The 22,174-nt window shown below is 68.1% G+C and carries 20 protein-coding genes; 5 read left to right on the forward strand and 15 right to left on the reverse strand.

Annotated elements, in window-relative coordinates:
* Positions 1 to 28 precede the first annotated feature (28 nt).
* The 7 genes from IBL26_RS01900 to IBL26_RS01930 all read right to left on the reverse strand — a co-directional run bounded on the left by IBL26_RS01900 (position 29) and on the right by IBL26_RS01930 (position 7,811).
* Positions 29 to 1,069: an AbrB family transcriptional regulator gene (locus tag IBL26_RS01900; protein WP_367615346.1), complete on the reverse strand. Its 1,041-nt coding sequence runs from the start codon at positions 1,067 to 1,069 to the stop codon at positions 29 to 31.
* Positions 1,070 to 1,180: 111 nt separating this feature from the next.
* Positions 1,181 to 2,029: an ATP-binding cassette domain-containing protein gene (locus IBL26_RS01905; protein WP_187782746.1), complete on the reverse strand. Its 849-nt coding sequence runs from the start codon at positions 2,027 to 2,029 to the stop codon at positions 1,181 to 1,183.
* The gene (locus IBL26_RS01910) at positions 2,026 to 3,021 is read right to left on the reverse strand and encodes an ABC transporter ATP-binding protein (protein ID WP_187782747.1); all 996 of its coding nucleotides are present in this window, start codon (positions 3,019 to 3,021) and stop codon (positions 2,026 to 2,028) included. Before IBL26_RS01910 ends, IBL26_RS01905 begins: the two co-directional genes overlap by 4 nt.
* Positions 3,018 to 3,899: an ABC transporter permease gene (locus IBL26_RS01915; RefSeq protein ID WP_187782748.1), complete on the reverse strand. Its 882-nt coding sequence runs from the start codon at positions 3,897 to 3,899 to the stop codon at positions 3,018 to 3,020. Before IBL26_RS01915 ends, IBL26_RS01910 begins: the two co-directional genes overlap by 4 nt.
* Positions 3,896 to 4,858, reverse strand: a complete 963-nt coding sequence (locus tag IBL26_RS01920) for an ABC transporter permease (RefSeq protein ID WP_241748898.1) — start codon at positions 4,856 to 4,858, stop codon at positions 3,896 to 3,898. Before IBL26_RS01920 ends, IBL26_RS01915 begins: the two co-directional genes overlap by 4 nt.
* 51 nt (positions 4,859 to 4,909) lie before the next feature.
* Positions 4,910 to 6,493, reverse strand: coding sequence for an ABC transporter substrate-binding protein (locus IBL26_RS01925; protein ID WP_187782750.1), 1,584 nt, complete (start codon positions 6,491 to 6,493; stop codon positions 4,910 to 4,912).
* A 19-nt stretch (positions 6,494 to 6,512) separates the two neighbouring features.
* The gene (locus tag IBL26_RS01930; RefSeq protein ID WP_187782751.1) at positions 6,513 to 7,811 is read right to left on the reverse strand and encodes an amidohydrolase; all 1,299 of its coding nucleotides are present in this window, start codon (positions 7,809 to 7,811) and stop codon (positions 6,513 to 6,515) included.
* Positions 7,812 to 8,110: 299 nt separating this feature from the next.
* Between IBL26_RS01930 and IBL26_RS01935 the strand changes: the two genes are divergently transcribed.
* From IBL26_RS01935 to IBL26_RS01950, 4 genes are all read left to right on the forward strand, one after another.
* Positions 8,111 to 9,619, forward strand: a complete 1,509-nt coding sequence (locus IBL26_RS01935) for a xylulokinase (protein ID WP_187782752.1) — start codon at positions 8,111 to 8,113, stop codon at positions 9,617 to 9,619.
* Between the two features lie 136 nt (positions 9,620 to 9,755).
* Positions 9,756 to 10,721, forward strand: coding sequence for an ABC transporter permease (locus tag IBL26_RS01940; protein WP_187782753.1), 966 nt, complete (start codon positions 9,756 to 9,758; stop codon positions 10,719 to 10,721).
* 36 nt (positions 10,722 to 10,757) lie between these two features.
* Positions 10,758 to 11,711, forward strand: coding sequence for a sugar ABC transporter substrate-binding protein (locus tag IBL26_RS01945; RefSeq protein ID WP_187782754.1), 954 nt, complete (start codon positions 10,758 to 10,760; stop codon positions 11,709 to 11,711).
* Entirely contained in the window at positions 11,708 to 12,475 is a 768-nt protein-coding gene (locus IBL26_RS01950) for an ATP-binding cassette domain-containing protein (protein WP_187782755.1), read from the forward strand. Before IBL26_RS01945 ends, IBL26_RS01950 begins: the two co-directional genes overlap by 4 nt.
* Before the next feature lie 59 nt (positions 12,476 to 12,534).
* Here IBL26_RS01950 and IBL26_RS01955 read toward each other — a convergent pair whose 3' ends face one another.
* From IBL26_RS01955 to cyoA, 8 genes are all read right to left on the reverse strand, one after another.
* Positions 12,535 to 13,512 carry a Gfo/Idh/MocA family protein gene (locus IBL26_RS01955; RefSeq protein WP_187782756.1) on the reverse strand — a complete coding sequence of 326 codons (978 nt, stop codon included), beginning with the start codon at positions 13,510 to 13,512 and terminating at the stop codon, positions 12,535 to 12,537.
* An 84-nt stretch (positions 13,513 to 13,596) separates the two neighbouring features.
* Positions 13,597 to 14,133, reverse strand: a complete 537-nt coding sequence (locus IBL26_RS01960) for a response regulator transcription factor (protein ID WP_187782757.1) — start codon at positions 14,131 to 14,133, stop codon at positions 13,597 to 13,599.
* Positions 14,123 to 15,439 carry an ATP-binding protein gene (locus IBL26_RS01965; RefSeq protein ID WP_206684121.1) on the reverse strand — a complete coding sequence of 439 codons (1,317 nt, stop codon included), beginning with the start codon at positions 15,437 to 15,439 and terminating at the stop codon, positions 14,123 to 14,125. The genes IBL26_RS01960 and IBL26_RS01965 overlap by 11 nt, the downstream gene beginning before the upstream one ends.
* A 92-nt stretch (positions 15,440 to 15,531) precedes the next feature.
* Complete coding sequence (locus IBL26_RS01970) at positions 15,532 to 16,305, reverse strand: SURF1 family protein (RefSeq protein ID WP_367615347.1); 774 nt, start codon at positions 16,303 to 16,305, stop codon at positions 15,532 to 15,534.
* 9 nt (positions 16,306 to 16,314) lie between these two features.
* The gene (gene cyoD, locus IBL26_RS01975; protein ID WP_367615348.1) at positions 16,315 to 16,632 is read right to left on the reverse strand and encodes a cytochrome o ubiquinol oxidase subunit IV; all 318 of its coding nucleotides are present in this window, start codon (positions 16,630 to 16,632) and stop codon (positions 16,315 to 16,317) included.
* A gap of 71 nt (positions 16,633 to 16,703) precedes the next feature.
* Positions 16,704 to 17,342, reverse strand: coding sequence for a cytochrome o ubiquinol oxidase subunit III (cyoC, locus tag IBL26_RS01980; protein WP_187782760.1), 639 nt, complete (start codon positions 17,340 to 17,342; stop codon positions 16,704 to 16,706).
* A gap of 4 nt (positions 17,343 to 17,346) precedes the next feature.
* Positions 17,347 to 19,317: a cytochrome o ubiquinol oxidase subunit I gene (gene cyoB / locus IBL26_RS01985; RefSeq protein ID WP_456316396.1), complete on the reverse strand. Its 1,971-nt coding sequence runs from the start codon at positions 19,315 to 19,317 to the stop codon at positions 17,347 to 17,349.
* A gap of 125 nt (positions 19,318 to 19,442) precedes the next feature.
* Positions 19,443 to 20,516, reverse strand: coding sequence for a ubiquinol oxidase subunit II (gene cyoA, locus IBL26_RS01990; protein WP_187782762.1), 1,074 nt, complete (start codon positions 20,514 to 20,516; stop codon positions 19,443 to 19,445).
* Positions 20,517 to 20,763: 247 nt separating this feature from the next.
* On the opposite strand from cyoA, the gene IBL26_RS01995 reads away from it, so the two are divergent.
* Positions 20,764 to 22,077 (forward strand): MFS transporter, encoded by a 1,314-nt coding sequence (locus IBL26_RS01995; protein ID WP_367615349.1) that lies wholly within the window; start codon positions 20,764 to 20,766, stop codon positions 22,075 to 22,077.
* Positions 22,078 to 22,174 lie beyond the last annotated feature (97 nt).

Genomic DNA, 22,174 nt, shown 5'->3' on the forward strand with positions numbered 1-22,174 from the left:
GGATGTGGCCGCGTCATGCCCTGGCGATTTAGTCCGGCCCCTTCTGGAAGTTCAGCCGGCTGGCGGCGAACCGGGCCAGGCTGGGGCTCACCAGCAGCACGATCAGGAAGCGCGCCGTCTGCATCGCCATGATGAAGGCGAGGTCAGCCTGGCTGGATGCGGCGATGATGGCAACGGAATCGAGGCCGCCCGGGCTGGTGGCCAGGTAGGCCGTCAGCGGTTCGATCCCCATCGTGTAGGTCAGCAGTACCGCCAGGCCGCCGCAGAAGCCGATGAGCAGCATGGTGGATGCGATGATGCGGGGCAGGGCGCGGGCCACGTACATCAGGATCGGGCGATTGAAGCGCAGGCCGATGCTCCACCCGACCACGGCATAGCTTGCCGCCAGCAGCCAGGGCGGCAGTACGATGTTCAACAGGCCAAAGCCCTGAAGCAGCGCCCCAAGCACCAACGGCACCAGCAGCGCCCCTGCCGGGATGCGCGATACCCGCCCGAGCACCGCGCCCCCCAGGGCGAGGGCGAGGGCGAGGGTCAGGGCGAAATGCAGCCAGTCCAGCGGCGGGAATAGCGGGGCCGGGGCGGCCGCGATGGCTTCCGGCAAAGCCCAGAGGCGCGCCACGACGGACGCGGTCAGCGCCACCAGCACGACGCGTAGATACAGCATGACGGCGACCAGCCGGACATCGGCCCCATGCGCTTCCGCCATCAGCATCATCGCCGAGGCGGCGCCGGGCGCAGAACCCCAGATGGCAGCGGTGCCTGGCAGGATCTGCCGCTTGGCCAGCCACCATCCCAGGATGCTGCTGACGGCAATGACGGCGGCGACGCCCACGATGAAGATGGGCCAGTCCGCTGCGATCTCGCCCAGGATGTCCGCGGTGATACTATGGGCGATGAGGCAGCCGAGCACACCCTGGGCAAGCGTGAAGGGCCACATGCCCAGGCCGAGATTGCCGCCGCCGGCTGCCAGCAGGATGGCCGCCGCCATGGACCCTAGCAGCAGCGCGGCCGGCAGGTGCAGCAAGGTCAGGCCAAACACCAGCAGGGCGGAAAGCACCACAAGAATCACCCACTGGGCGCCTTTCGGCATGAAGCGAAGAGAGGGCAATCCGCTCTGGCGAAACATCCTGGCTGGCTCAGCTTCCGGGGCTACGGGTGGCCAGGGGCGCCGTGGCGGACCTCATGCCGGCCGGCCCGCCAGCGCCTGCGCCAGGCGCTGCGCCTGCCGGGCGGGGTCCGGCACCGGCGTGGCGGCCAGCAGACGCTGCGTATAGGCGTGCTGCGGGCTGGTCAGCAGCGCATCGACCTCGCCACTTTCTACCAACTGGCCGCCTTGCATGACCAGCACGCGGTCGGCCAGGGCACGGACGACGCCCAGGTCATGCGTGATGAACAGATAGGCCAGTTGCCGTTGCCGCCGCAGCCGGTCCAGCAACTCCAGCACCTGCGCACGCACCGAGACGTCGAGCGCCGAGACCGGCTCATCGGCGATGATGACCGAGGGCTCGGAGGCCAGGGCCCGGGCGATGCCGACGCGTTGCCGCTGGCCGCCGGAGAGTTCGTGCGGCAGCCGCTCCCGGAACCGCGCTGGAGCGAGGCCGACCTGGTCCAGTAGCGTATCGACCCGCCGGCCGACCTCGCCCGCCGGCAGGCGGAGATTGTGCTGCAACGGCAGCGCGACGCTCTGGCCGATGGTGTGGCGCGGGTTCAGCGAGGCGCCGGTGTCCTGGAACACCACCTGCACCTCGCGGCGGAACCTGCGCGCGGCATCACCGCTGAGGCCGGCCACCGGCTCACCACGGAAATGGATGCTTCCCTCGCTGGGCGGCAACAAGCCCAGCAGCATGCGGCCGAGGGTCGATTTGCCGCTGCCGCTTTCCCCCACCAGGGCAACGACCTCGCCCGGGTGGATGGAAACGGAAATGCCGTCCACCGCCCGCTGCATCACCGTGCGGGCAAATAGCCGCTGCCGGCTGCGGATGGGGAACAGCTGGCTGACGCTGCGGGCTTCCAGGATCGGCGTGCTCATGCGGTCCGCCTCCAGGCATTGTCGAATTCGCCGGAGCGGCGGCAGCGGTCCGAGCCGCCGCCGGTGCGGTCCACCAGGGCGGGTTCGCCGGTATCGCACAGGCCGGGCTGGAAGATCGGGCAGCGCGGATGGAAGCGGCAACCCGCCGGCATATCCCGCGCCCCCGGTACGCTACCGGGGATGGAGAACAGGTTACCAGCGCGGCTATCCGGCCCCAGCATGCTACCCAGCAGGCCTTGGCTGTAAGGGTGCCGGGGCTGCCGGAACAGCGCGCCCACCTCGTTCTGCTCGACGATGGTGCCGGCATACATCACGTGCACCTGCTGGCAGGTCTCGGCCACCACACCCAGATCATGGGTGATCAGCAGGATGCCGAGGTCCAGTTCCACCCGCAGCCGGGTCAGCAGGTCCAGGATGCCGGCCTGTACGGTGACGTCGAGCGCCGTGGTCGGCTCGTCGGCAATCAGCAGAGCGGGGCGCAGGGCCAGGGCGGCGGCGATCAGGATGCGCTGGCGCATGCCGCCGGAGAGTTCGTGCGGGTACTTGCGCGCGACCTCGGCCGGGCTAGGCAACTCCATCAGGTCGAGCAATTCCAGGACCCGGGCCTCGGCGCCTTCGTTGCGGCCATGGGCCCGCAGCGTCTCCGCCACCTGGCGCCCGACCGGGATCAGCGGGTCGAGGTAGCTGGACGGGTCCTGGAACACCATGCCGATCTGCGCGCCGCGGACACCACGCCATTCGCGCGCCGAGAGCCCGCGCAGGTTGCGCCCTTCCAGCCAGATATCGCCACCAGCGATCCGTGCATGCGGGGAGGGAAACAGGTTGAGGATGGCGAAGGCGGACATCGACTTGCCGCTGCCGCTCTCCCCCACCAGCCCCACCGCCTCGCCACGGCCGACGGAGAAGGACACGCCTTCCACCACGCGCAGCTTCTCCCGCCCGGCGGCGATCTCAACCGAGAGGTCACGCACCTCGAGCAACGGCGCGCTCACGACCGCACCCGGCTGCGCGGGTTCAGCGCATCATTCAAGGCATCGCCCAGCACGTTGAAGGACAGCACCGTCAATGCGATGGCCAGGCCGGGGAACAGCGACATCCACCAGGCGATGCGAAGATATTGCTGCGCCTCGTTCAGCATGCTGCCCCAGGAGATGTGGTTCGGGTCGCCCAGGCCGAAGAAGCCTAGCCCGGCTTCCAGCAGGATGGCGGCGGCGACATCCAGCGAGCCGGTGACGATGATCGGCGCCGCGACGTTGGGCAGGATCTCCCGCAGCAGCAAGGCGCGGTCCCCCATGCCGCCGACGCGGGCGGCATCGACGAAGGGCTGTTGCCGGAGGCTGGAGACCGACGCGCGGACCAGCCGCGCCGTCTGCGGCCAGGACAGGATGGCGATGACAAAGATCACCTTCCAGAGGCCGGAGCCGAACAGCGCGATGACGATCAGCGCCAGGACGAAGCGCGGCAGCGTCTGGAAGAATTCAGAGACGCGCATCAGCACCGTGTCGACCCAGCCGCCGTAATACCCGGCCAGACCGCCGACGACGACACCGATGGAGACGGCGAACAGGGCGGTGACCAGCCCCACCATCAGCGAGACCCGGGCGCCATAGACGGTCTGCGCCCAGACATCGCGGCCGAGATCGTCCGTGCCCAACCAGTGGCCGGGCGAGAGCGGCGGCAGCATGGCATCATCGCCGCCGACCATCGGGTCGTGCCCGGCCACGAACGGGGCCAGCGCGGCGAGCAGGATGACCAGCCCGATGAAGCCCAGCGCCAGCATGGCGGTGCGGGAGCGGCAAAGGCGGCGCAGGAAGCCGGGTCCGCGCGAGGTGGCGATGGCTTCGGCCTGTGGGTTGAGCGGCGCGCTCATCGGTCGCCCACCCGCGGGTCGATGGCGCGGTGCAGGATGTCGGTCGCCAGGTTGGCGAGGACGACGGTGACGGACACCATCAGCAGGATGGCCATCATCACCGGGTAGTCGCGGCGGGAAATGCTGTCGAACAACAGTCTGCCGATGCCGGGCCAACCAAATACGGTTTCGATCAGCGCCGAGCCGGCCAGGATGAAGCCGAGATTATAGCCGATGACGGTGATGACCGGTGCCGCCGCGTTGCGCAGCGCATGGGTGATCATCACGCTGGTCTCTGACGCACCACGCGAGCGCGCGGCCAGGATGAAGTCGGCGCTCAGCACTTCCAGCATCGCCGCGCGGGTGATGCGCGCGATGAGCGCCAGGTAGCGGAAGGAGAGAGCAAGGGCCGGCAGCAGCAGGTAGCGCAAATGGTCCAGAAAGCCGGCGAAGCCTTCCGGCGCGCCGCGGACCGACATGTTGCCCTGCGACGGCAACCAGCCGAGCCAGATGGAGAAGACCAGGATCAGCAACTGGCCCAGCCAGAAATCCGGAATGGAATAGCCGGTGGAGGCGATGCCCTGCACGCCGGAATCCAGCCAGCTGCCACGCCAGCGCGCCGCCAGCATGCCCAGCGCGATGCCAAGCAGCGAGGCTAGTAGCAGCGCCGTCAGCGTCAGTTCCAGCGTGGCGGCCAGCCGGCCGAGGATCAGCGTGGACACCGGCTGGCGGTTGGCGAAGGAGTAGCCGAGGTCACCGGTCAACACGTGGCCGAGATAGCGCATCAGCTGCACGTAGATCGGCTGGTCCAGCCCGAACTCGCGCTTCACCTGCTCGACATAGCCGGGCGGCGCGGGGAAGTCGCCGACCAGGATGGTCACCGGGTCGCCGGGCGTGGCGGCGATCAGCACGAAGTTCAGTACCACCACGCAGAACAGCAGCGGCACGGCGTGCAACAGCCGCCGTGCCACGAACCACATCAAGGCACCGGCTCTCATTGACCCGGCCGCCTGTACTGCCTCAGTGACAACTCAGTTCCCCTGAATGCGAACGCCGGCCCAGCGATCGCGCGCATCGACCGAGCTCCACAGGCCGGATACGCGCTTGGTGGCGACGTTCACCGTTTCCTCGTCGAACAGCACGAGGCTAGGCAGATCCTCGTTCAGGATGACCTGCAATTCCTTGTACAGCGCGGCGCGGCGGTCCCGGTCCGGCGCCGTGGCGGCCTCGGCCAGCAGCTCGTCCACCTTGGGATTGGAATAGCCGGAGGCATTGTTGTTGGTGCCGCTGGTGGTGGTCGCGTACAGGCGGGTGTAGCCGATGGCGGGGTCGCCGGCGGAGAAGAACGACTGCAGCGTGATGTCGAACTCGCGCTTGGCGAAGACGCGGTCCAGCATCACGGAGCGTTCCAGCGGCTCCAACTGCACATCCATGCCGATGGCGCGGAGATTTTCGCGGATGATCTGCGCCTCGCTGCGCAATTGCGGCCGCGCGGCATCGAACACCATGCGGATGGGCGAGCCGTCATAGCCCGCCTTCTCCAGCAATGCCTTCGCCTTGGTGGCGTCCAGCGGGTACTTCTTGTCGTAGCTGACATCGGCATTGACCAGCCACTTGAAGCCATCGCCGAACGCGCCGACGCCGGGGCGGGCGATGCCGCGCATCACCTGTTGCACCAAACGCGGCCGGTCCACCGCCATGGCCACCGCCTGCCGCGCTTCCTTCTGCGCGAAGACGGGCGACTTGGTGTTGAACATGGCGAACCAGATGGCCGGGATGTTGATGCCCTGGCGGTTCTGCAGGCTGGCATCCCGCATCAGCCGGGGCAGGTCGGGCTTGGGCATGTAGAAGTCGCTGACCACGTCCAGCTCGCCCGTCTGCAGGCCGGCGGAGCGGTTGGCGGCTTGCGGCACGATCTGGAACACCACTTCGGCCAGGTACGGCTTGGGCTTGTCCCAATAGTTCTCGTTGCGGGTCAGGCGGATATTGGCACCGCGGTTCCATTCCTGAAACTTGAACGGGCCGGTGCCGACGGGCGCCTGGCTGGCCGGCGCGGCGGGAATGTTAGTGCCCTCGAACAGGTGCTTCGGCAGGATCGGCGCGTCGAACACCGTCATCTGCACCAGGAAGGGGGCATAGCCGCGCTGCAGGCGGAATACCGCCGTGTGGTCGTCCGGCGTCTCGATCACGGCGCCCAGGCTCTTCAGCACGGCGGCCATGCGGGGGTGCAGCTTGCCCAGCACCTCGTCGAAGGTGAACTTCACGTCGGCCGCGGTGAAGGGCTTGCCGTCATGCCAGGTGACACCCTGGCGCAGCTTGAAGCTGTAGGTACGGCCATCCGACGCCGCCTCCCAGCTCGTCGCCAGGGAGGGCTGCGGCGTGGATTCGACATCCAGCCAGACCAGGCTCTCATAGATCTTGGCGGCGATTTCGCCGGTCGCGTAATCGGTCGAGATGCCGGGGTTCAGCGTCGGAGGGTCGTTGTCGATGGCGGCGACGACGGTGCCGCTGCCACCGGTTGCATGGCCCAGGCCCGGCCGCAGGGCGAGGCCCGCGAAAGCCAGGGCGCCCAGCGCCTGCCGCCGCCCGAAGGCCAGCTTGTCGATCCGCGTCATGAGACTTTTCCTTGCCTGATCAGTCAGCCGGGGCGAGCAGCTTGTCCGCGATGCCCGCCAGGAGATCGACGCCCTGCCGGAGCGACGCCTCGTCGAAATCGAAATCCGCGGCATGGTGGATGCCGGCCAGGTCGCTGCCCAGCATAAAGTAGGTGGCGCTGCCGCCACGGTCCTGCACGCGCTTGATCAGGTAGGTCGCGTCGTCGCCACCCCCGATCGGCCAACTCGGTACGACCTGGGCGATGCCCTCGACGCCGGCGGCGATGTCGGCCACCGTCGCGGCGGCGGCCTCGCTGGGGGTGAAGCCGATGGTGCCGCCCATGTCCTCCATCGTGACGGAGACGCCCTGCATGGCGGCAGCGCCTTCCAGCACCTCGCGGGCGCGGCGGCGCATGAAGGCCAGGGCTTCCTCGGTGCTGCCGCGCACTTCCAGCATCAGGTGGCAGCGGTCGGCCACCACGTTGCGCCCGCTGCCGGCGCGCATGACGCCAACATTCACGAAGGTGACGGCTTCCGCATAGCGGGTGATGCCGTGCAAGCCCAGGGCGGCGGCCGCGCCGGCCAGCAAGGCGTTACGACCTTCCTGCGGCCCCATGGCCGCGTGGGCGCCCTGGCCGGTGAAGGTCGCGTCGATCTTGCTGGAATAGAGGAAGTCGGTGGCCACCGGCGCGATCTGCCCGCTGGGTAGCAGGCAGCCCAGATGGCCGACGAACAGGTGGTCCACATCGTCCAGGACGCCGGCAGCGACCATCGGCTGGGCACCGCGCCCGCCTTCCTCGGCCGGCTGGAAGATCAGCTTGATGCGGCCGCGCCAGCGCGTGGCCGGCTGCGCCAGCCGCGCGGCCAGGGCCAGGCCGATGGCGGTGTGGCCATCATGCCCACAGGCATGCATGACGCCCGGGTGAGTGGAGCGGTAGCCGCCCTGGTTCGGCCGGTGCGCCTCCGCCTCGGTCTCGGCCACCGGCAGCGCGTCCATGTCGAAACGGAAGGCGACGGTAGGGCCTTCGCCCCGGCTCAGCTCCGCCACCACCGCGGTCTGGCCGCCGGGCATCCGGGCGATCCACTCCGCGGGCGCGCCTTCGGCAAGGGCCTGGGCCTGGGCGGCATGTACGGCCTCGGCGTCCGGCGGGTTCAGCATGGTGGAAGCGTCCATCACCTCCGGCCCCGCCTTCACCTGCCAACCCAGCGCGGACAGCAGCCCGGCAGCCTTGGCGGCGGTGCGGTACTCCAGGAAGGCCAGTTCCGGGTGGCGGTGCAGGTCCCGGCGGATCTGCACGACGCCGCCGTCATTGGCCCCGATCAGTGCTTCGAAATCCATGGTCCCAGCCCTTCCCGCGTCCCGCCGCCCGTGCCTGTGATGTCCCGCCTGCGCCGGGCCGGGGGCGGCACGACTCTGCATCTCAGGGCCTTCGGTGAAGCGAGGGGCATGCCACCGGCGGCCCTGGGAAGGAAGTAGGGTTTCGGGCGGTAACCCAGCCAATTTCGGCATGGCTGCCTAGATCTTCAGCACATTTGGGATGATTGAGGCCATTCCGCCGGAACCGGGCGGCAAGGGGCTGGCCACCTTCCACGCTCCGGTGGCTTTCGTTCCCCCGGCAAAGGCGATAACCGACCGCCATGAGCGTGATCCTGGCTTTCGATTTCGGCGGAACCAATACCCGCGCGGCGCTTCTGGACCAGACGGGCCAGGTCATCACCGAGCACGCAGCCCCCCAGGACATCCCCGGCGGCCCGGCCGTGACCGAGGTGGACCCGGCCCATTGGTGGCGCCTGTTCTGCCAGTCCGTGGAAGCCCTGGCCGAGGACCACGCGTTCGAGGCGGTGCGGGGCATCGCCCTGACCGGCATGACCCGGACCCAGGTTTTCCTGGATGTCGCCGGCGCGGTGATCCGGCCCGCCATGACATTCCGCGACAGCCGCGCGGTGGAAGAAGCCGCGAAGCTCGCATCCCTTGCACCGGAAGGCTGGGCGGAGCGCGGCCAGTTGAACGCCTTCCACCCGGCGGCGCGGCTGGCCTGGCTGGCGACGCACGAGCCACAGCACATGGCGCGGCTCCATACCGTCCTCGACCCCAAGGACTACCTGAATTTTCGGCTGACCGGCCGCGCGGCGACGGATGCCATTTCCGCCGCCCGGCTGCTTGCCGTGATGGAGGGGCCGGAGGCAGTGCGCATCGCCATGGGCTTGCCGGCCACCGCCACCATCGCGCCGGCCCTGGCGCCGACGGCAGTGCTGGGGCCGGTGCTGGCCGATCTGCCAGGGGCATTGTCCCGGCTCGCTGGCTGCCCCGTCTTCGTCATGACGCACGATACCTGGGCCGCGGTCGCCGGGCTGGGCGCGTTGCAACCGGGCCTGGCCTACAACATCTCCGGCACCACGGAGGTGACGGGGGTCATCGGGACCGAGCCGGTCGAGGCACCCGGCCTGCCGTTGGTCGCCGGCCTGCCATTGGTCGACTGGGGCCCGGGCCTGCAACAGATTGGCGGGCCCAGCCAGTCTGGCGCGGATAGCGTGGCCTGGTTCCTGGGCCTGCTGGCCGCTGGCGACACGCGCCAGGCTGGCGAGAAGCTGGAGCAATTGCTCCAGTCGCCGCGCGACGAGGCGCCCGCCTTGTTCCTGCCCTTCCTGCACGGCGAGCGTGTGCCGTACTGGAACCCGCATCTGCGGGCGGCTTGGCTGGGGTTGAACCGCCGCCACGGCCCGGCCGACCTGGCCTGGGCCGTGCTGGAAGGCGTGGCCTTTCTGAACCGCACCGTGCTGGCGCGGGCGGAAACCGCTCTGGGCGCCCCGGTGCGGGAAATCCGCTGCGGCGGCGGCGGTGCCGCGTCCGCCGCTTGGTGCCAGATCAAGGCGGATGTCACCGGGCGGCCCGTTGTTGTCGGCCGGGCGGCGCAACCTGGGCTGCTGGGCTGCGCGGCGGTGGCCTGGACCGGGCTGGGGGCGTTCCCCGACCTGGGACAGGCGCAGCAGGCGCTGTTCCACCCCGCGCGGCGGCATGAGCCGAATCCGGCTCGGCACGCCGCCTATGCGCCGCTGCACCAGGCCTGGACCCAGGCCGTGGCCACGCTGCAAGAGCAGGCCGAAGCCGTCGCCAGCCTGCGCGCACCCCCGGCGCTGGCGCAGTGACGTGTGAAAGCGGCCGCGCCCGTCTGGCGCACGGGCCAGACTGCGTTACTGTGCTGCCACGATTGACGAGGGGTCGGCGGGTGAGCGGCAATGCGATGCGTGGATGTGTGATGGCCCTGGTTGGGCAGGGCTGAGCATGTCCGGCGTGTTGGCTCGCTTCGGTACGGCATTCGCCGGGCTGCTGGTCCTGCTGTTCTTCGCCGCGTTCGCGGAGAACTTCGCCAGCCTGGGCAACCTGGCCATCGTGCTGAAGGAGACCGCCTTCCTCGCCATCCTGGCCATCGGCTTCGCCCTGGCGCTGACGACGGCGGAGCTGGATCTCTCCATCGCTGATGTCGCCAGCCTGGCAGCGGTGGCCACCGGCGCGCTGATCCAGGGCGGCGCCGCGCCGGCGGTGGCCGTGTTGGTCGGGCTCGGCGTCGGGTTGGGGGCGGGAGTGCTGAACGGGCTGACCGTGACGGTGCTGAAAGTGCCGTCGTTGATCGCCACCCTCGGCATGGCGGCGATGGCCAAGGGCCTTGGCTTCATGATCACGCAGGGCGTGGCCTTCGTCGGCCGCTGGCCGCGCGAGTTCACCGGGCTGGGGCGGGGCAGCCTGCTCGGCGTCTCCAACCTCATCTGGTGGATGGCGGGTATCGGCTTCCTGGCCTGGCTGCTGCTGAAATGGACGCGCACCGGCCTGCACATGGTGGCGACGGGCGAGGCCGATGAGGCCGCGCGGCTGGCCGGCATCCGCACCGGTCGGATGAAGCGGCTGGGTCTGGCGCTCGCCGGGCTGCTGGCAGGCGTCACGGCGGTGCTGCTGGCCGCCAGCCTTTCCTCCGCCACGCCGAACATGGCGGCGGATCATTTCCTCTACGCCATCGCCGCCGTGCTGCTCGGCATGACGATGATCGAGCCGGGGCGGCCGAACATCCCCGGCACCCTGCTGGCCGCGTTTATGCTCAAGGCGCTGGGCAATGGCCTGGTGCTGCTGGGCGCACCGTACTACGCGCAGGATATCGCGCTGGGCGCGATCATCATCGGCTCCGTCGCGCTCTCCGCCACGGTCATGCGGCGCGCTGCCTTCACCAAGAAGCTCAACTTCCGCACCGCCGGCTGACGCCGCCGCCTGCGCCATACCCGGGAGACACGAACGATGCTGAGACGGGATTTGCTGGGCGCCGCGGGCGCCGCCCTGACGCTGGCCGCGCTGCCCGCGGCGGCGCAGACGCCGTTCGAGCTTGCGGTGATCGGCTTCCAGATGTCTTCCGAGACACATGCGCGCGCCGCCAACGCGGCGGCCGCCGCGGCGAAGGAGAGGGGCTGGAACGCCACCCTGCTGAACTCCGAAGGTTCGCTGCCGAAGCACGCCGAGCAGTTCGCCGCGCTGATCCAGCGCAAGCCGGGCGCCATCGTCGTCTGCATGGGCAAGCCGACCGAGGCGGATGCGCAGTTCGAGGCCGCGGCGAAGGCCGGCATCCCCGTCATCACCATCATGTCCGGCTCAAGCCCGCATGCGCTGTTCGACATCGCGGTGAATGAGTACCAGGTGGGCGCGCAGGCGGCGCTGTGGCTGCTGGGGCGGATGAACTACCGTGGCGGCCTGCTGACCACGCGGTTCGAGGGCAACACCGCCACGCGCATCCGCGGCAAGGTGCTGGATGCCGTGCTGTCCGAGAACCAGGCCGTCACCGTCGTCGGCAGCCACGCCATGGCGCGGACGGCCAGCTGGCAGGATGACGTGCGTGCCGGCATGCAGGCGCTGCTGCTGCGCAATCGCGGGCGGTTCCAGGGGGTCTGGGCATCGTTCGACGGGCAGGCCTACGTGATCGATGACCTGCTGCAGGCGCAGGACTTCAAGAAGGGTCAGGTTCCCATCATCTCCGTCGATGGCGGCAAGGAAACCTACCGGCGCATCGCCGACCCGGATTCCACGCTGATGGCGACGGTGGCCGTGCCGTTCGAGGAGATGGGCCGCCGCGCCGCCGCCGCCGTCGAGGCCATCGTGCAGCGCAAGCAGCCTCGCGACAGCATTACCACTGGCCCCTATTTGCTGCTGGATGCCGAGCTAGTGGACCAGGGCAATGTGCAGCGCTTCCTGACGCCATGACCACGAAGCTGCTGTCGCTGCGGGGCATCCGCAAGGCCTACGGAGCCGTCGAAGCCGTGCGGGGTGTCGATCTCGACATCCAGGCCGGGGAGGTGCTGGCGCTCTGTGGCGACAACGGTGCGGGCAAGTCCAGCCTGGTGAAGATCATCGCGGGTGCGCAGCCGCCCAGCGGCGGCACCATGCAATGGCGGGGCAGGGAGGTCGCCTTCCACTCGCCGCAGGATGCGCTGCGGGAAGGCATCGCCACAATCTATCAGGACCTGGCGCTGGCACCGCGCCTCTCCATCGCGCAGAACGTGTTCCTGGGCAGCGAGCTGACGCGCGGCCCGCTGGGACTGCCCTTTCCGCAGTTGCTGGACAAGCGGCGCATGGTGGCGGAGGCGCGTGGCTACCTGCAGCGGCTGAACCTGCCGCAGGCGGATATGGGCGCGGCGGTGGAGCGGCTGTCCGGCGGCCAGCGGCAGGCGGTGGCCATCGCCCGCGCTCTGCGCTGGCAGGCCGAGCTGATCATCATGGACGAGCCGACGGCCGCGCTGGGCGTGCGGGAGACGGCGCAGGTTCTGTCCTTGATCCGTACCCTGCACGAGGAGGGGCGGACGGTGCTGCTGATCAGCCACAACATGGCCGATGTCTGCGCCGTCGCCACCCGGGTCGCGATCATGAAGGCAGGCAGCAAGGCAATCGACCGGCCCGTCGCCGGGCTGGACCCGGACCGGCTGGCCCATATGGTGATGACGGGCCAGGACATGCCGGCGGCGGCGTGAAGCAATGAGCCCGCCGCAGCATGATGCGGTGACGCATCATGCTGCGGTTGGTCTGGACCTCAGGCGGCCGGGCTTCGGCTCGCCAGGATCGCCTCGACAATGCGCTGGACGTCCAGCGCTTCCCGCAGGGTGGCAAGGCTGCTGGGCTCACCACGGGCCAGGGCCGCCAGCTTGTCCATCTGCCCGCGCAGTGTCAGCGGGCGCATCTTCTCATTCGGCAGGGCGTCGGCGGCGGTGTGCCAGCCGCCATCCGCGCCCAGTTGCTCGGCCAGCGACCAGTTGCGCAGGCGGATGGCGCCGCTCGCGGCGGTCAGGGTCCAGGCGTGGTCTTCCTCCTCGGCGATGCGGCCGACGCTGCCGCGCAGAGCGAGGGGAAGGCCACCAGTCCTCAGCTCGGCCGAGATGGCGGTCTCGGCCATGTCGCCGCCCGGGTAGGTGACGTCGGCCGAAAGAAGCTGCAGCGGGCCGAGCTGCCGGCGCGCCAGGAACAGGAAGTGGGAGACGACCTCCCGCGTGAAGCCGCCCTCGGCCCGGCGGGACAGCCAGGTGGCGGCATCGCTCTGCCAGCCGCGCGGCCAGCGGGCGAAATGGGTGCCGATCTCCAGCCGCTGCGGCGCGCCGATCTGCTCGCGCCAGGTATTCAGCTGGGCCACGGCGGGCGAGGATGCCATGGGGAAGTTGACGGCCGCGCGGGCACCCATGGCCTCGGCTTCCGCCACGAAGGCCTCGGCCTCGGCCAGGTCGGTGGCCAGGGGCTTCTCGAGGAACACGGCCTTGCCCGCCAGCAGGGCGGCACGGGCCAGCGGCACATGCGCGGCCGGCGGGGCGGCGATGTACAACACGTCGCAGGCCGCGATCACGTCCGCCGCGCTGCCGGACATGCGGAGCGCAGAGTCCACCGCCGCCAGCCGCGCAGCGGCGTCGGGCGAGGGGTCCCAGACCGCGGCGAGCCTGAAATCAGGGTGGGGCAGCGCCTGGGTGAGCAGCCTTTCCCCCATGATGCCAAATCCAACGATGCCGAGCGCGAGGGCCGTCATGGAAATCCTGTCCTGTCGATCAGCCGGCAATAAAGCATGCCGGTCGCCACAGGGCTGCCCCCCCCGGGGGTCGCGTTATCGCGGTCAGCGGATCTGCCGCTTCTCCAGCTTCCGGGCCAGGGTGCGGCGGTGCATGCCCAGGCGGCGCGCGGCTTCCGAGATGTTGAAGCCGGTCTCGGCCAGGGTCTGGTGGATCCGCTCCCACTCCAGCGTCTTGATGGAGGTCGCCTGGTGCGTCAGCGGCGTCTCGACATCGCCGGCCGCCTTGCTGAAGGCGGCTTCGATGTCATCGGTGTTGGATGGCTTGGCCAAGTAGTGGCAGGCGCCCAGCTTGATGGCCTCGACCGCCGTGGCGATGCTGGCGAAGCCGGTCAGCACGACGATCAGCATCTCCGGATCGTGCGCGTGGAGGGCCTGCACGCAGGTCAGGCCAGACGCGCCGCCCCCCAGCTTGAGGTCCACCACAGCGAATTGCGGCGAGCGGGTCTTGAGGATCTCGTGTGTCTCCTCAAGGCTGGCGGCCGCCAGGACGACGTAGCCACGCCGCTCGAACGAGCGGTGCAGCGTCTTGGAGAATGCGGCATCGTCCTCGACGATCAGCAGCAGGCGCTCAGCTGACATGGGTGGAGGCCTTCTGGATGAGGAGGGCGGAAAGCGGCAGGCGCAGCGTGACGGTCGCGCCGCCATCCGGCCGGTTGCGGGCGGTGACGCCGCCGCCCAGCTTGCGCAGCACGTTGACCACCAGGAACAGCCCCAGCCCGCCCCCTTGCTTGCCCTTGCTGGATTGGTAGGGCTTGCCGAGTTGCGCCAGCATGTCCGGCACGAAGCCGGGGCCGTCGTCGCTGACCGTCAGGACCAAATCCTCCGCATCGCGCACGGCGGTCATGCGGATATGGCTGGGGGAGGCTTCGTAGGCATTGTCCAGCACGTTGGCGATGACCTGCTTCAGTGCCGGGTCGGCCACGATGGAGACATCCTCGCCGAAGCTGCTGTCATAGGTCAGGCGGGCTGCGGGGCGGCTGAGGCGCCAGTGGCCGATGAGGTCTTCCATGAAGGCGTAGAGGGTGGTGACGGCGGGTGCCTCGCCGCGCGCCTCGCCCGCCGAGAGCAGGATGCCGGTCAGGATGGCCTTGCAGCGGCGGATGGCAGCCTGCATGTCCTCCACATCCTGGGCGACGTCAGGGATGGCCTGCAAGGCCGGGACGCGCTGCCAGTCGCCCAGGATGACCGAGACCGTCGAGAGCGGGGTGCCCAGCTCATGCGCCGCGCCGGAGGCCAACAGGCCCATGCGGACGATGTGGTCTTCCTCCGCCGCCTGCTGGCGCATGGCGGCCAGATTGGCATCCTGCGCGCGCAGATTGCCGCTGATGCGCGTAACGAACACCACCAGCAGCGCCGCCACCAGCACGAAGCAGACGACGATGCCCTGCAGGTGCAGCCGGAACAGGTCGCCGCTCAGATGGTCCGGCAGTTCCAGCGGCTGGTAAGTGAGGGTCAGTCCAAGGCAGCAGGCGCTGGTGATGGCGGCCATGCCCCAGGCCCAGCGGACCTCCAGCAGGATGGCTGCGAGCGTCACCTGCAACAGGTATAGCGAGATGAAGGGATTGGTGGCGCCGCCGCTGAGATAGAGCTGGGCCGTCAGCGCGGCGACATCGAAGGCCAGGGCCACGAACAGCCCCGCATTGCCGACGGAGCCCCGGAACCGCAGGCGAAGCAGGCTGAGGATGTTCAGCAGCACCAGCGTGGCCAGCACCAGCGCCATCAATTGCAGCGGCAGCCGGATGCCGAAACCGAACTCCACCACCCCGATCGTCACCACCTGACCGATTACCGCGATCCAGCGCAGCTGGATCAGCTGCAGCATGTTCTGGCTGCCGGCGGCATCGCCGGAGGGTGCCATCGGCACGCTGGTGGCTTGGGACGGCATTCCGGATCCTCCAATCAGCGGCCCGGCGCGCTGCACCCGGGATCTTGGTAGCCCGGCGTCCATCATTCAGGGCAAGCGGTCCCGGCTCACCTTCAGCGGCGGCGCGCCTTGCGTCCCCGCCATTCCTCTCGCGCCACATAGGCGGCGCCGCCGGCCACCATCAAGGCCAGGACATACCATGTGATGATGTAGACCAAGTGATTGTTCGGAAACGCCACCACCGTCAAGCCACCCACCGGCAGGCCGCCTGGGTTGGGCGCCGCGTCCGCGTCGATGAAGTAGGGCGCGACGCTGCCTAATTGCTGGGCCGCGGCGATGGCTGCCACGTCGCGTGAATACCAACGGTTGCCGGCGGGGTCATTGCTGCGGAGAAAGGCGCCGCCTGGCTCGGTCAGGCGCAGCAGGCCGGAGATGGTGGTCTGGCCAGGTTGCTCGGCGGCGGCGCGGCTGGCGCGATCCCGCTGCTCGGCGGGGACGAAGCCGCGATTGACCAGGATGGTGGCGTCCTGCGCCGTCCGCAGTGGTGTCAGGACCCAGAAGCCAGGGCCCAGCCGCGTGGTGGCCTGGACCAGGACTTCGCGGTCATAGAGGAAGGTGCCGGCCGCCTGGACGTGGCTGTATTCATCCGCGGCGGCGGTGATGCCGGCCCAGGCGGACGGGGGCGGGGCCTGGACGGCGGGGGCGTGGACCCGACTCTCGACGCGGGCGATCAGGTCCAGCTTCCAGGCCCGGCGCTCGACCTGCCAGGTGCCCAGCGCCACCAGCCCGATGAAGGCCAGCAGCGCCAGGATGCCCAGGACCAGCAGCTTGAGGGGCGAGCTGGGCCGGAAGTCTTCCCCGGCCCGGGCTTCGTCAGGCCGGGGCATCGCCATGCCTCAGGGCATGTTCCGCATGTCATGCGGCGTCATGGGCATCATGTTGGTGTTCAGGTGGTACATGACCCAGAGCGAGCCGCTCAGGGTGATCACCACGAAGACGACGGTGAAGATCAGCGCCAGCATGGTCCAGCCGCCTTCCGCCTTCGTGTTCATGTGCAGGAAGTACACCATGTGCACGACGATCTGGATGGCGCCGAAGACCATGACGGCCATGGCGGTCGCCCGCGGCGTGGCGAGCACGTCGCCCATCACCAGCCAAAAGGGAATGGCGGTGAGGATGACCGATAATACGAAGCCGGTCACGTAGCTCTTCATGGTGCCGTGCGCACCTTCATGCGCGTGGGCGTGATCGTCGTGGCCGTGGCGGGCCGTTGCCGGTTCCGTGCTCACTGGAGGACCCCCATCAGGTAAACGAAGGAGAAGACGCCGATCCAGATGACGTCCAGGAAGTGCCAGAACATGCTCAGGCACATCAGGCGGCGGCGGTTCTCGGCGCCCAGGCCACGCCGGCGGACCTGCACCATCAGCGTGATCAGCCAGATGATGCCGACGGTGACGTGCAGGCCGTGCGTGCCCACCAGCGCGAAGAACGAGGAGAGGAACGCACTGCGCTGCGGCGTGGCGCCCAGATGGATGAGGTGGCTGAACTCGTACAGCTCGATGCCGATGAAGGCGGCGCCGAACAGGCCGGTGATCCCCAGCCAGAGCAGGACCGAGGATTGCTTGCCCTTCTCCATCGCCAGCATGGCGAAGCCATAGGTGATGGAGGAGAACAGCAGCATGGCGGTATTGATGGCCACCAGAGGCAGGTCGAACAGATCGGCCGGCGTGGGGCCGGCGGCGAAGTTCCGCCCCAGCACGCCATAGGTCGCGAACAGCACGGCGAAGATGAGGCAGTCGCTCATCAGGTACACCCAGAAGCCCAGCGCGGTGCTGTCCCCCGAATGCACGTGCTCATGCCCGTCCGTCACGTAGAAGACGGGCTTCTCCCCCCGCGGGGCGTCATGGGCCGCTTGCATTGCCATCGCCTTATTCACCCGCCAGCTGGCGGGTCCGGCCGCCTTCGGTCTGCGCCACCTCTGCGGCCGGGATGTAGAAGTCGCGGTTGTAGTTGAAGGTATGGACGATGGTGGCAAGGATGGTCATCGCGAACGTCGCCGCCGCCAGCCACCAGATGTGCCAGATCATCGCGAAGCCGAAGGCGACGCACAGCGCCGAGAGGATGGCGCCCGCGCCCGTGGCCTTGGGCATGTGGATGGGGTGGAAGCCCTGCACCGGCCGCTCATGCCCACGCTTCTTCATGTCCCACCACGCATCATGGTCATGGACCACCGGCGTGAAGGCGAAGTTGTAGGCAGGTGCGGGGGAGGAGGTGGACCATTCCAGCGTACGGCCATCCCACGGGTCGCCCGTCAGGTCGCGCAGCTGCTCCCGCCGCATGAAGCTGACCACAAGCTGGACGATAAAGAACAGGATGCCGAAGGCGATCAGCACCGCGCCAAAGGCGGCGATGACGAACCAGATCTGCAGCGAGGGGTCCTCAAAGCGGCTCAGCCGGCGTGTCACGCCCATCAGGCCCAGGATGTAGAGCGGCATGAACGCCACCCAGAAGCCGACCAGCCAGAACCAGAAGGACATTTTGCCCCAGAACGGGTCCAGCTTGAAGCCGAAGGCCTTGGGGAACCAGTAGACGATGCCGGCGAACATGCCGAACACCACGCCGCCGATGATGACGTTGTGGAAGTGGGCGATGAGGAACAGCGTGTTGTGGAACTGGAAGTCGGCCGGGGGCACCGCCAGCATGACGCCGGTCATGCCGCCGACGACGAAGGTCAGCATGAAGCCGATCGTCCACAGCATCGGCACTTCGAACCGGATGCGGCCGCGGTACATGGTGAACAGCCAGTTGAAGATTTTGGCACCCGTCGGAATCGAGATGATCATCGTCGTGATGCCGAAGAAGGCGTTCACGCTGGCGCCCGAGCCCATGGTGAAGAAGTGGTGCAGCCAGACGATGTAGGACAGGATGGTGATGACGACCGTGGCGTAGACCATGGAGGTGTAGCCGAACAGCCGCTTGCGGCAGAACGTGGCCACGACTTCCGAGAACACGCCGAAGGCGGGCAGGATCAGGATGTAGACTTCCGGGTGGCCCCAGATCCAGATCAGGTTCACGTACATCATGGGGTTGCCGCCCAATTCGTTCGTGAAGAAATTGGTGCCCACGTAACGGTCGAGCGTCAGCAGCGCCAGCACGCCGGTCAGCACCGGGAAGGAGGCGACGATCAGCGCGTTGGTGCACAGCGCAGTCCAGGTGAAGACCGGCATCTTCATCAGCGTCATGCCCGGCGCACGCATCTTCACGATGGTCGCCAGCAGATTGACGCCGGATAGCAATGTGCCGACGCCTGCGACCTGCAATGCCCAGATATAGTAGTCGACGCCGACCCCCGGGCTGAACTGCGAGCCCGACAGCGGGGCATAGGCCAGCCAGCCGGTCTGCGCGAACTCACCCACGAACAGCGACATCATGACCAGCACGGCACCGCCGGTGGTCATCCAGAAGCTGAAATTGTTCAGGAAGGGGAAGGCCACGTCCCGCGCGCCGATCTGCAGCGGCACCACCAGGTTCATCAGCCCGGTGACCAGCGGCATCGCCACGAAGAAGATCATGATCACGCCATGGGCGGTGAAGATCTGGTCGTAGTGGTGCGGTGGCAGGTAGCCGTCGGAGCCGTTGAAGGCGATGGCCTGCTGCAGGCGCATCATGATGGCGTCGGAGAACCCGCGCAGCAGCATGATAAGCGCCAGGATAATGTACATGATGCCGATGCGCTTGTGGTCCACGCTGGTGATCCACTCACGCCACAGGTAGCCCCACAGCTTGAAGTAGGTCAGCGCGGCCATCACCGCCAGGCCGCCCAGGGCGACGGCGGCGAAGGTGGCAACCAGGATCGGCTCATGCAGCGGCAGCGCACCCAGGGTGAGGCGGCCGAACAGGAACGAAGTCTGCTCCGGGTCGAGGGTCATGGGTTTACTCTGCCATTCCAGGGGCCAGGGGCCACCGTGACGGAACAATGCCCCCCGGCTGGCAGCCGGGAGGCGAAGATCGGGCGAAGGGTCATTCAGTTGACCTGCTGGGTCGGCTGGGCCGCCGCGGTCTGCCGCATGCCGTAGGGGTCGGACGTGGTGCAGATGGCCAGGACATAGGTCTGCGCCGGGCCGCGCCCACGCTCACCATTATCCCGTCCCTCGCGGACGGCCACGTTGTAGGTGCCGGCATGGCCCATGCTGCCGCGCGCATCGACGCGCATCATCTCATCCGCGCACATCTTGGTGCTGTCGACGCAGCGGTTGAGGATGGCGTGAAACAGGTCCGGCGCCACGGTTGCGTAACGGCGCACCGCTTCCCGGGCCGTCGGGCGTTCCAGCTCGGTATATTCCGGGCGGCCCAGGGTGTTGCCGGAAGCGCGGGCCTGCTCGACCCATTGCTCGAACTCGGTCTCGCTCACGCCATGGAACTTGAAGCGCATGTCGGAGAAGCCGGCGCCGCTGTAGTTGGCGGAGAGGCCGTCATAGACGCCGGCATGGTTGATGACCGCGTGCAGCTTGGTCTGCATTCCCGGCATCGCGTAGATCTGGCCGGCCAGGGCAGGGATGGAGAGCGAATTCATCACGCTGGAGGAGGTGATGTGGAAGGTGATGGGCCGGTCCACCGGCGCCGCCAGCTCATTGACCGTGGCGATGCCCTGCTCCGGATAGATGAACAGCCACTTCCAATCCAGCGCAACGACCTCGACCACCAAAGGCTGCGTGCCTTCCGGGACGCTGCGGCTGGCGTCGATCCGCTCCAGCGGCCGATAGGGGTCGAGCAAATGGGTGCTGACCCAGGTCATCGCGCCCAGCACGATGACGATGGCCAGCGGCGCGGCCCAGATGACCACTTCCAGGCGGGTGGAGTGGTGCCAGTCGGGGTCGTAGGTCGCCTTGGTGTTCGACTGGCGGTAGCGCCAGGCGAAGAACACGGTCAGCGCCATGACGGGCAGGATGATCACCAGCATCAGCAGGGTAGAGGCGACGATCAGGTCGCGCTGCTGCAGCGCCACGTCTCCCGACGGGCTCATGACCACCAGCTTGCAGCCGGAGAGGAGGATCGCCAGCGGGGCCAGGGCTAGCAGGCGGAGAATTTTACGGGGCATTGCCTATCGCTCATGAAACCATGCTGCGGTGCACGCTCTATTAGAGCCAGGGTGCCGGGGTAGGGATTGGACGTTTTGTCCTATGGACCGTATCGCGGCGGTTATGCGTTAAGCACGTAGATAGGGGCTCTTTTGTTGATGGAAGGGCTCGGGAAGCACGATACCATCCATTCGCCGGCACGCTGTCGATGGTGCGTGTAGCTAAGATATTGGGGGTAACGTGATCTCTGCCAGTCATGAGCAAGGAGTGCCGAATTCGGCCTCGCTCGAACGGGACGCCCGCCTCGCTCACGCCGACGGCCATGAAGTGGACCCGGGCGAGATCGCCCTTGGCGTGGTCATCGGCCGGACGTCGGAGTTCTTTGACTTCTTCGTCTACGCCATAGGCTCGGTGCTGGTGTTTCCGCACCTGTTTTTCCCGGACTACGATCCGTTTACAGGAACGCTGTACTCCTTCGCCATCTTTTCGCTGGCCTTCGTGGCGCGACCGGTGGGGTCGTTCATCTTCACCGCGATCGACCGTCGCTATGGCCGTGGCACCAAGCTGACCATCGCGCTGTTCCTGCTGGGTGGCTCCACCTGCGCGATCAGCTTCCTGCCGGGCTACACGCGCATCGGCGCCGAAGCCGTTGTTCTTCTGGCTCTTTTCCGCATCGGCCAGGGCGTGGCTCTGGGTGGCGCGTGGGACGGCCTGGCCTCGCTGCTGGCATTGAACGCGCCGGAGCGGAAGCGTGGCTGGTACGCCATGATGCCGCAGTTGGGCGCGCCGCTGGGATTTCTGCTGGCAGGCGGCCTGTTCGCCTTCCTGATCAACAGCTTGCCGCCCGGGGACTTCCTGGAGTGGGGCTGGCGCTACCCGTTCTTCGTGGCCTTCGCGCTGAACGTCGTAGCGCTGTTCGCCCGGCTGCGGCTGGTGGCGACGCGCGAATTCGCCAACATGCTGAACAAGCATGAGCTGGAGCCGGTTAAGATCTCCGAGCTGGTGCGGAACGATGGGCTGAGCATTGTCATCGGCGCCTTCGTGCCGCTGGCTTGCTTCGCGCTGTTCCATCTGGTCACCGTGTTCCCGCTGGCCTGGATCAGCCTGAATTCCGATCGCTCCCCGGCGAATATCCTGACCACCCAGATGCTGGGTGCCGTGGTGGCGCTGGGGACGGTGGTGCTGTCCGGAATCATTGCCGACCGCATCGGCCGTCGGCGCCTGCTGGCCATCGGCGCGGGGTTGATCGCGGTGTTCAGCTTCGCCGCGCCGTTGCTGCTGGCGGCGGGCCGGACGGGCGAGACGGTGTTCCTGCTGTTGGGCTTCGCGTTGCTGGGGCTGTCCTTCGGCCAGGCCAGCGGTGCCGTGGCGTCCCGCTTCGCCAGCCGGTTCCGCTATACCGGCTCGGCCCTGACGTCGGATATCGCCTGGCTGGTGGGCGCGGGCTTCGCCCCGCTGGTGGTGCTGGCGCTGTCGTCCTGGTGGGGTATCGGCGCCATTGGTGGTTACCTGCTCTCCGGCGCCATCTGCACGCTGCTGGCGCTGACCAGTAATCGCCAGCTGGAAATGCGGGATACCTGACTATTCCCAACAGGCCCCGGCCAGCCGGCCGGGGCCTGTTGGATGCATCCAGCTTTGGCTGGTGCGTTGCCATCCCCGCCATGGCATGACATCTGGA

This window comes from Teichococcus aerophilus (assembly GCF_014490485.1).
Classification (GTDB): domain Bacteria; phylum Pseudomonadota; class Alphaproteobacteria; order Acetobacterales; family Acetobacteraceae; genus Pseudoroseomonas; species Pseudoroseomonas aerophila.

What these genes read in the sequence shown, in the direction of transcription:
- IBL26_RS01905 (WP_187782746.1), bottom strand. Translation starts at nt 2,029, where the DNA reads ATGAGCACGCCGATCCTGGAAGCCCGCAGCGTCAGCCAGCTGTTCCCC.
- IBL26_RS01915 (WP_187782748.1), bottom strand. Translation starts at nt 3,899, where the DNA reads ATGAGCGCGCCGCTCAACCCACAGGCCGAAGCCATCGCCACCTCGCGC.
- IBL26_RS01920 (WP_241748898.1), bottom strand. Translation starts at nt 4,858, where the DNA reads ATGTGGTTCGTGGCACGGCGGCTGTTGCACGCCGTGCCGCTGCTGTTC.
- IBL26_RS01925 (WP_187782750.1), bottom strand. Translation starts at nt 6,493, where the DNA reads ATGACGCGGATCGACAAGCTGGCCTTCGGGCGGCGGCAGGCGCTGGGC.
- IBL26_RS01930 (WP_187782751.1), bottom strand. Translation starts at nt 7,811, where the DNA reads ATGGATTTCGAAGCACTGATCGGGGCCAATGACGGCGGCGTCGTGCAG.
- IBL26_RS01935 (WP_187782752.1), top strand. Translation starts at nt 8,111, where the DNA reads ATGAGCGTGATCCTGGCTTTCGATTTCGGCGGAACCAATACCCGCGCG.
- IBL26_RS01940 (WP_187782753.1), top strand. Translation starts at nt 9,756, where the DNA reads ATGTCCGGCGTGTTGGCTCGCTTCGGTACGGCATTCGCCGGGCTGCTG.
- IBL26_RS01945 (WP_187782754.1), top strand. Translation starts at nt 10,758, where the DNA reads ATGCTGAGACGGGATTTGCTGGGCGCCGCGGGCGCCGCCCTGACGCTG.
- IBL26_RS01950 (WP_187782755.1), top strand. Translation starts at nt 11,708, where the DNA reads ATGACCACGAAGCTGCTGTCGCTGCGGGGCATCCGCAAGGCCTACGGA.
- IBL26_RS01955 (WP_187782756.1), bottom strand. Translation starts at nt 13,512, where the DNA reads ATGACGGCCCTCGCGCTCGGCATCGTTGGATTTGGCATCATGGGGGAA.
- IBL26_RS01960 (WP_187782757.1), bottom strand. Translation starts at nt 14,133, where the DNA reads ATGTCAGCTGAGCGCCTGCTGCTGATCGTCGAGGACGATGCCGCATTC.
- IBL26_RS01965 (WP_206684121.1), bottom strand. Translation starts at nt 15,439, where the DNA reads ATGCCGTCCCAAGCCACCAGCGTGCCGATGGCACCCTCCGGCGATGCC.
- IBL26_RS01970 (WP_367615347.1), bottom strand. Translation starts at nt 16,305, where the DNA reads ATGCCCCGGCCTGACGAAGCCCGGGCCGGGGAAGACTTCCGGCCCAGC.
- cyoD (WP_367615348.1), bottom strand. Translation starts at nt 16,632, where the DNA reads ATGAAGAGCTACGTGACCGGCTTCGTATTATCGGTCATCCTCACCGCC.
- cyoC (WP_187782760.1), bottom strand. Translation starts at nt 17,342, where the DNA reads ATGGCAATGCAAGCGGCCCATGACGCCCCGCGGGGGGAGAAGCCCGTC.
- cyoA (WP_187782762.1), bottom strand. Translation starts at nt 20,516, where the DNA reads ATGCCCCGTAAAATTCTCCGCCTGCTAGCCCTGGCCCCGCTGGCGATC.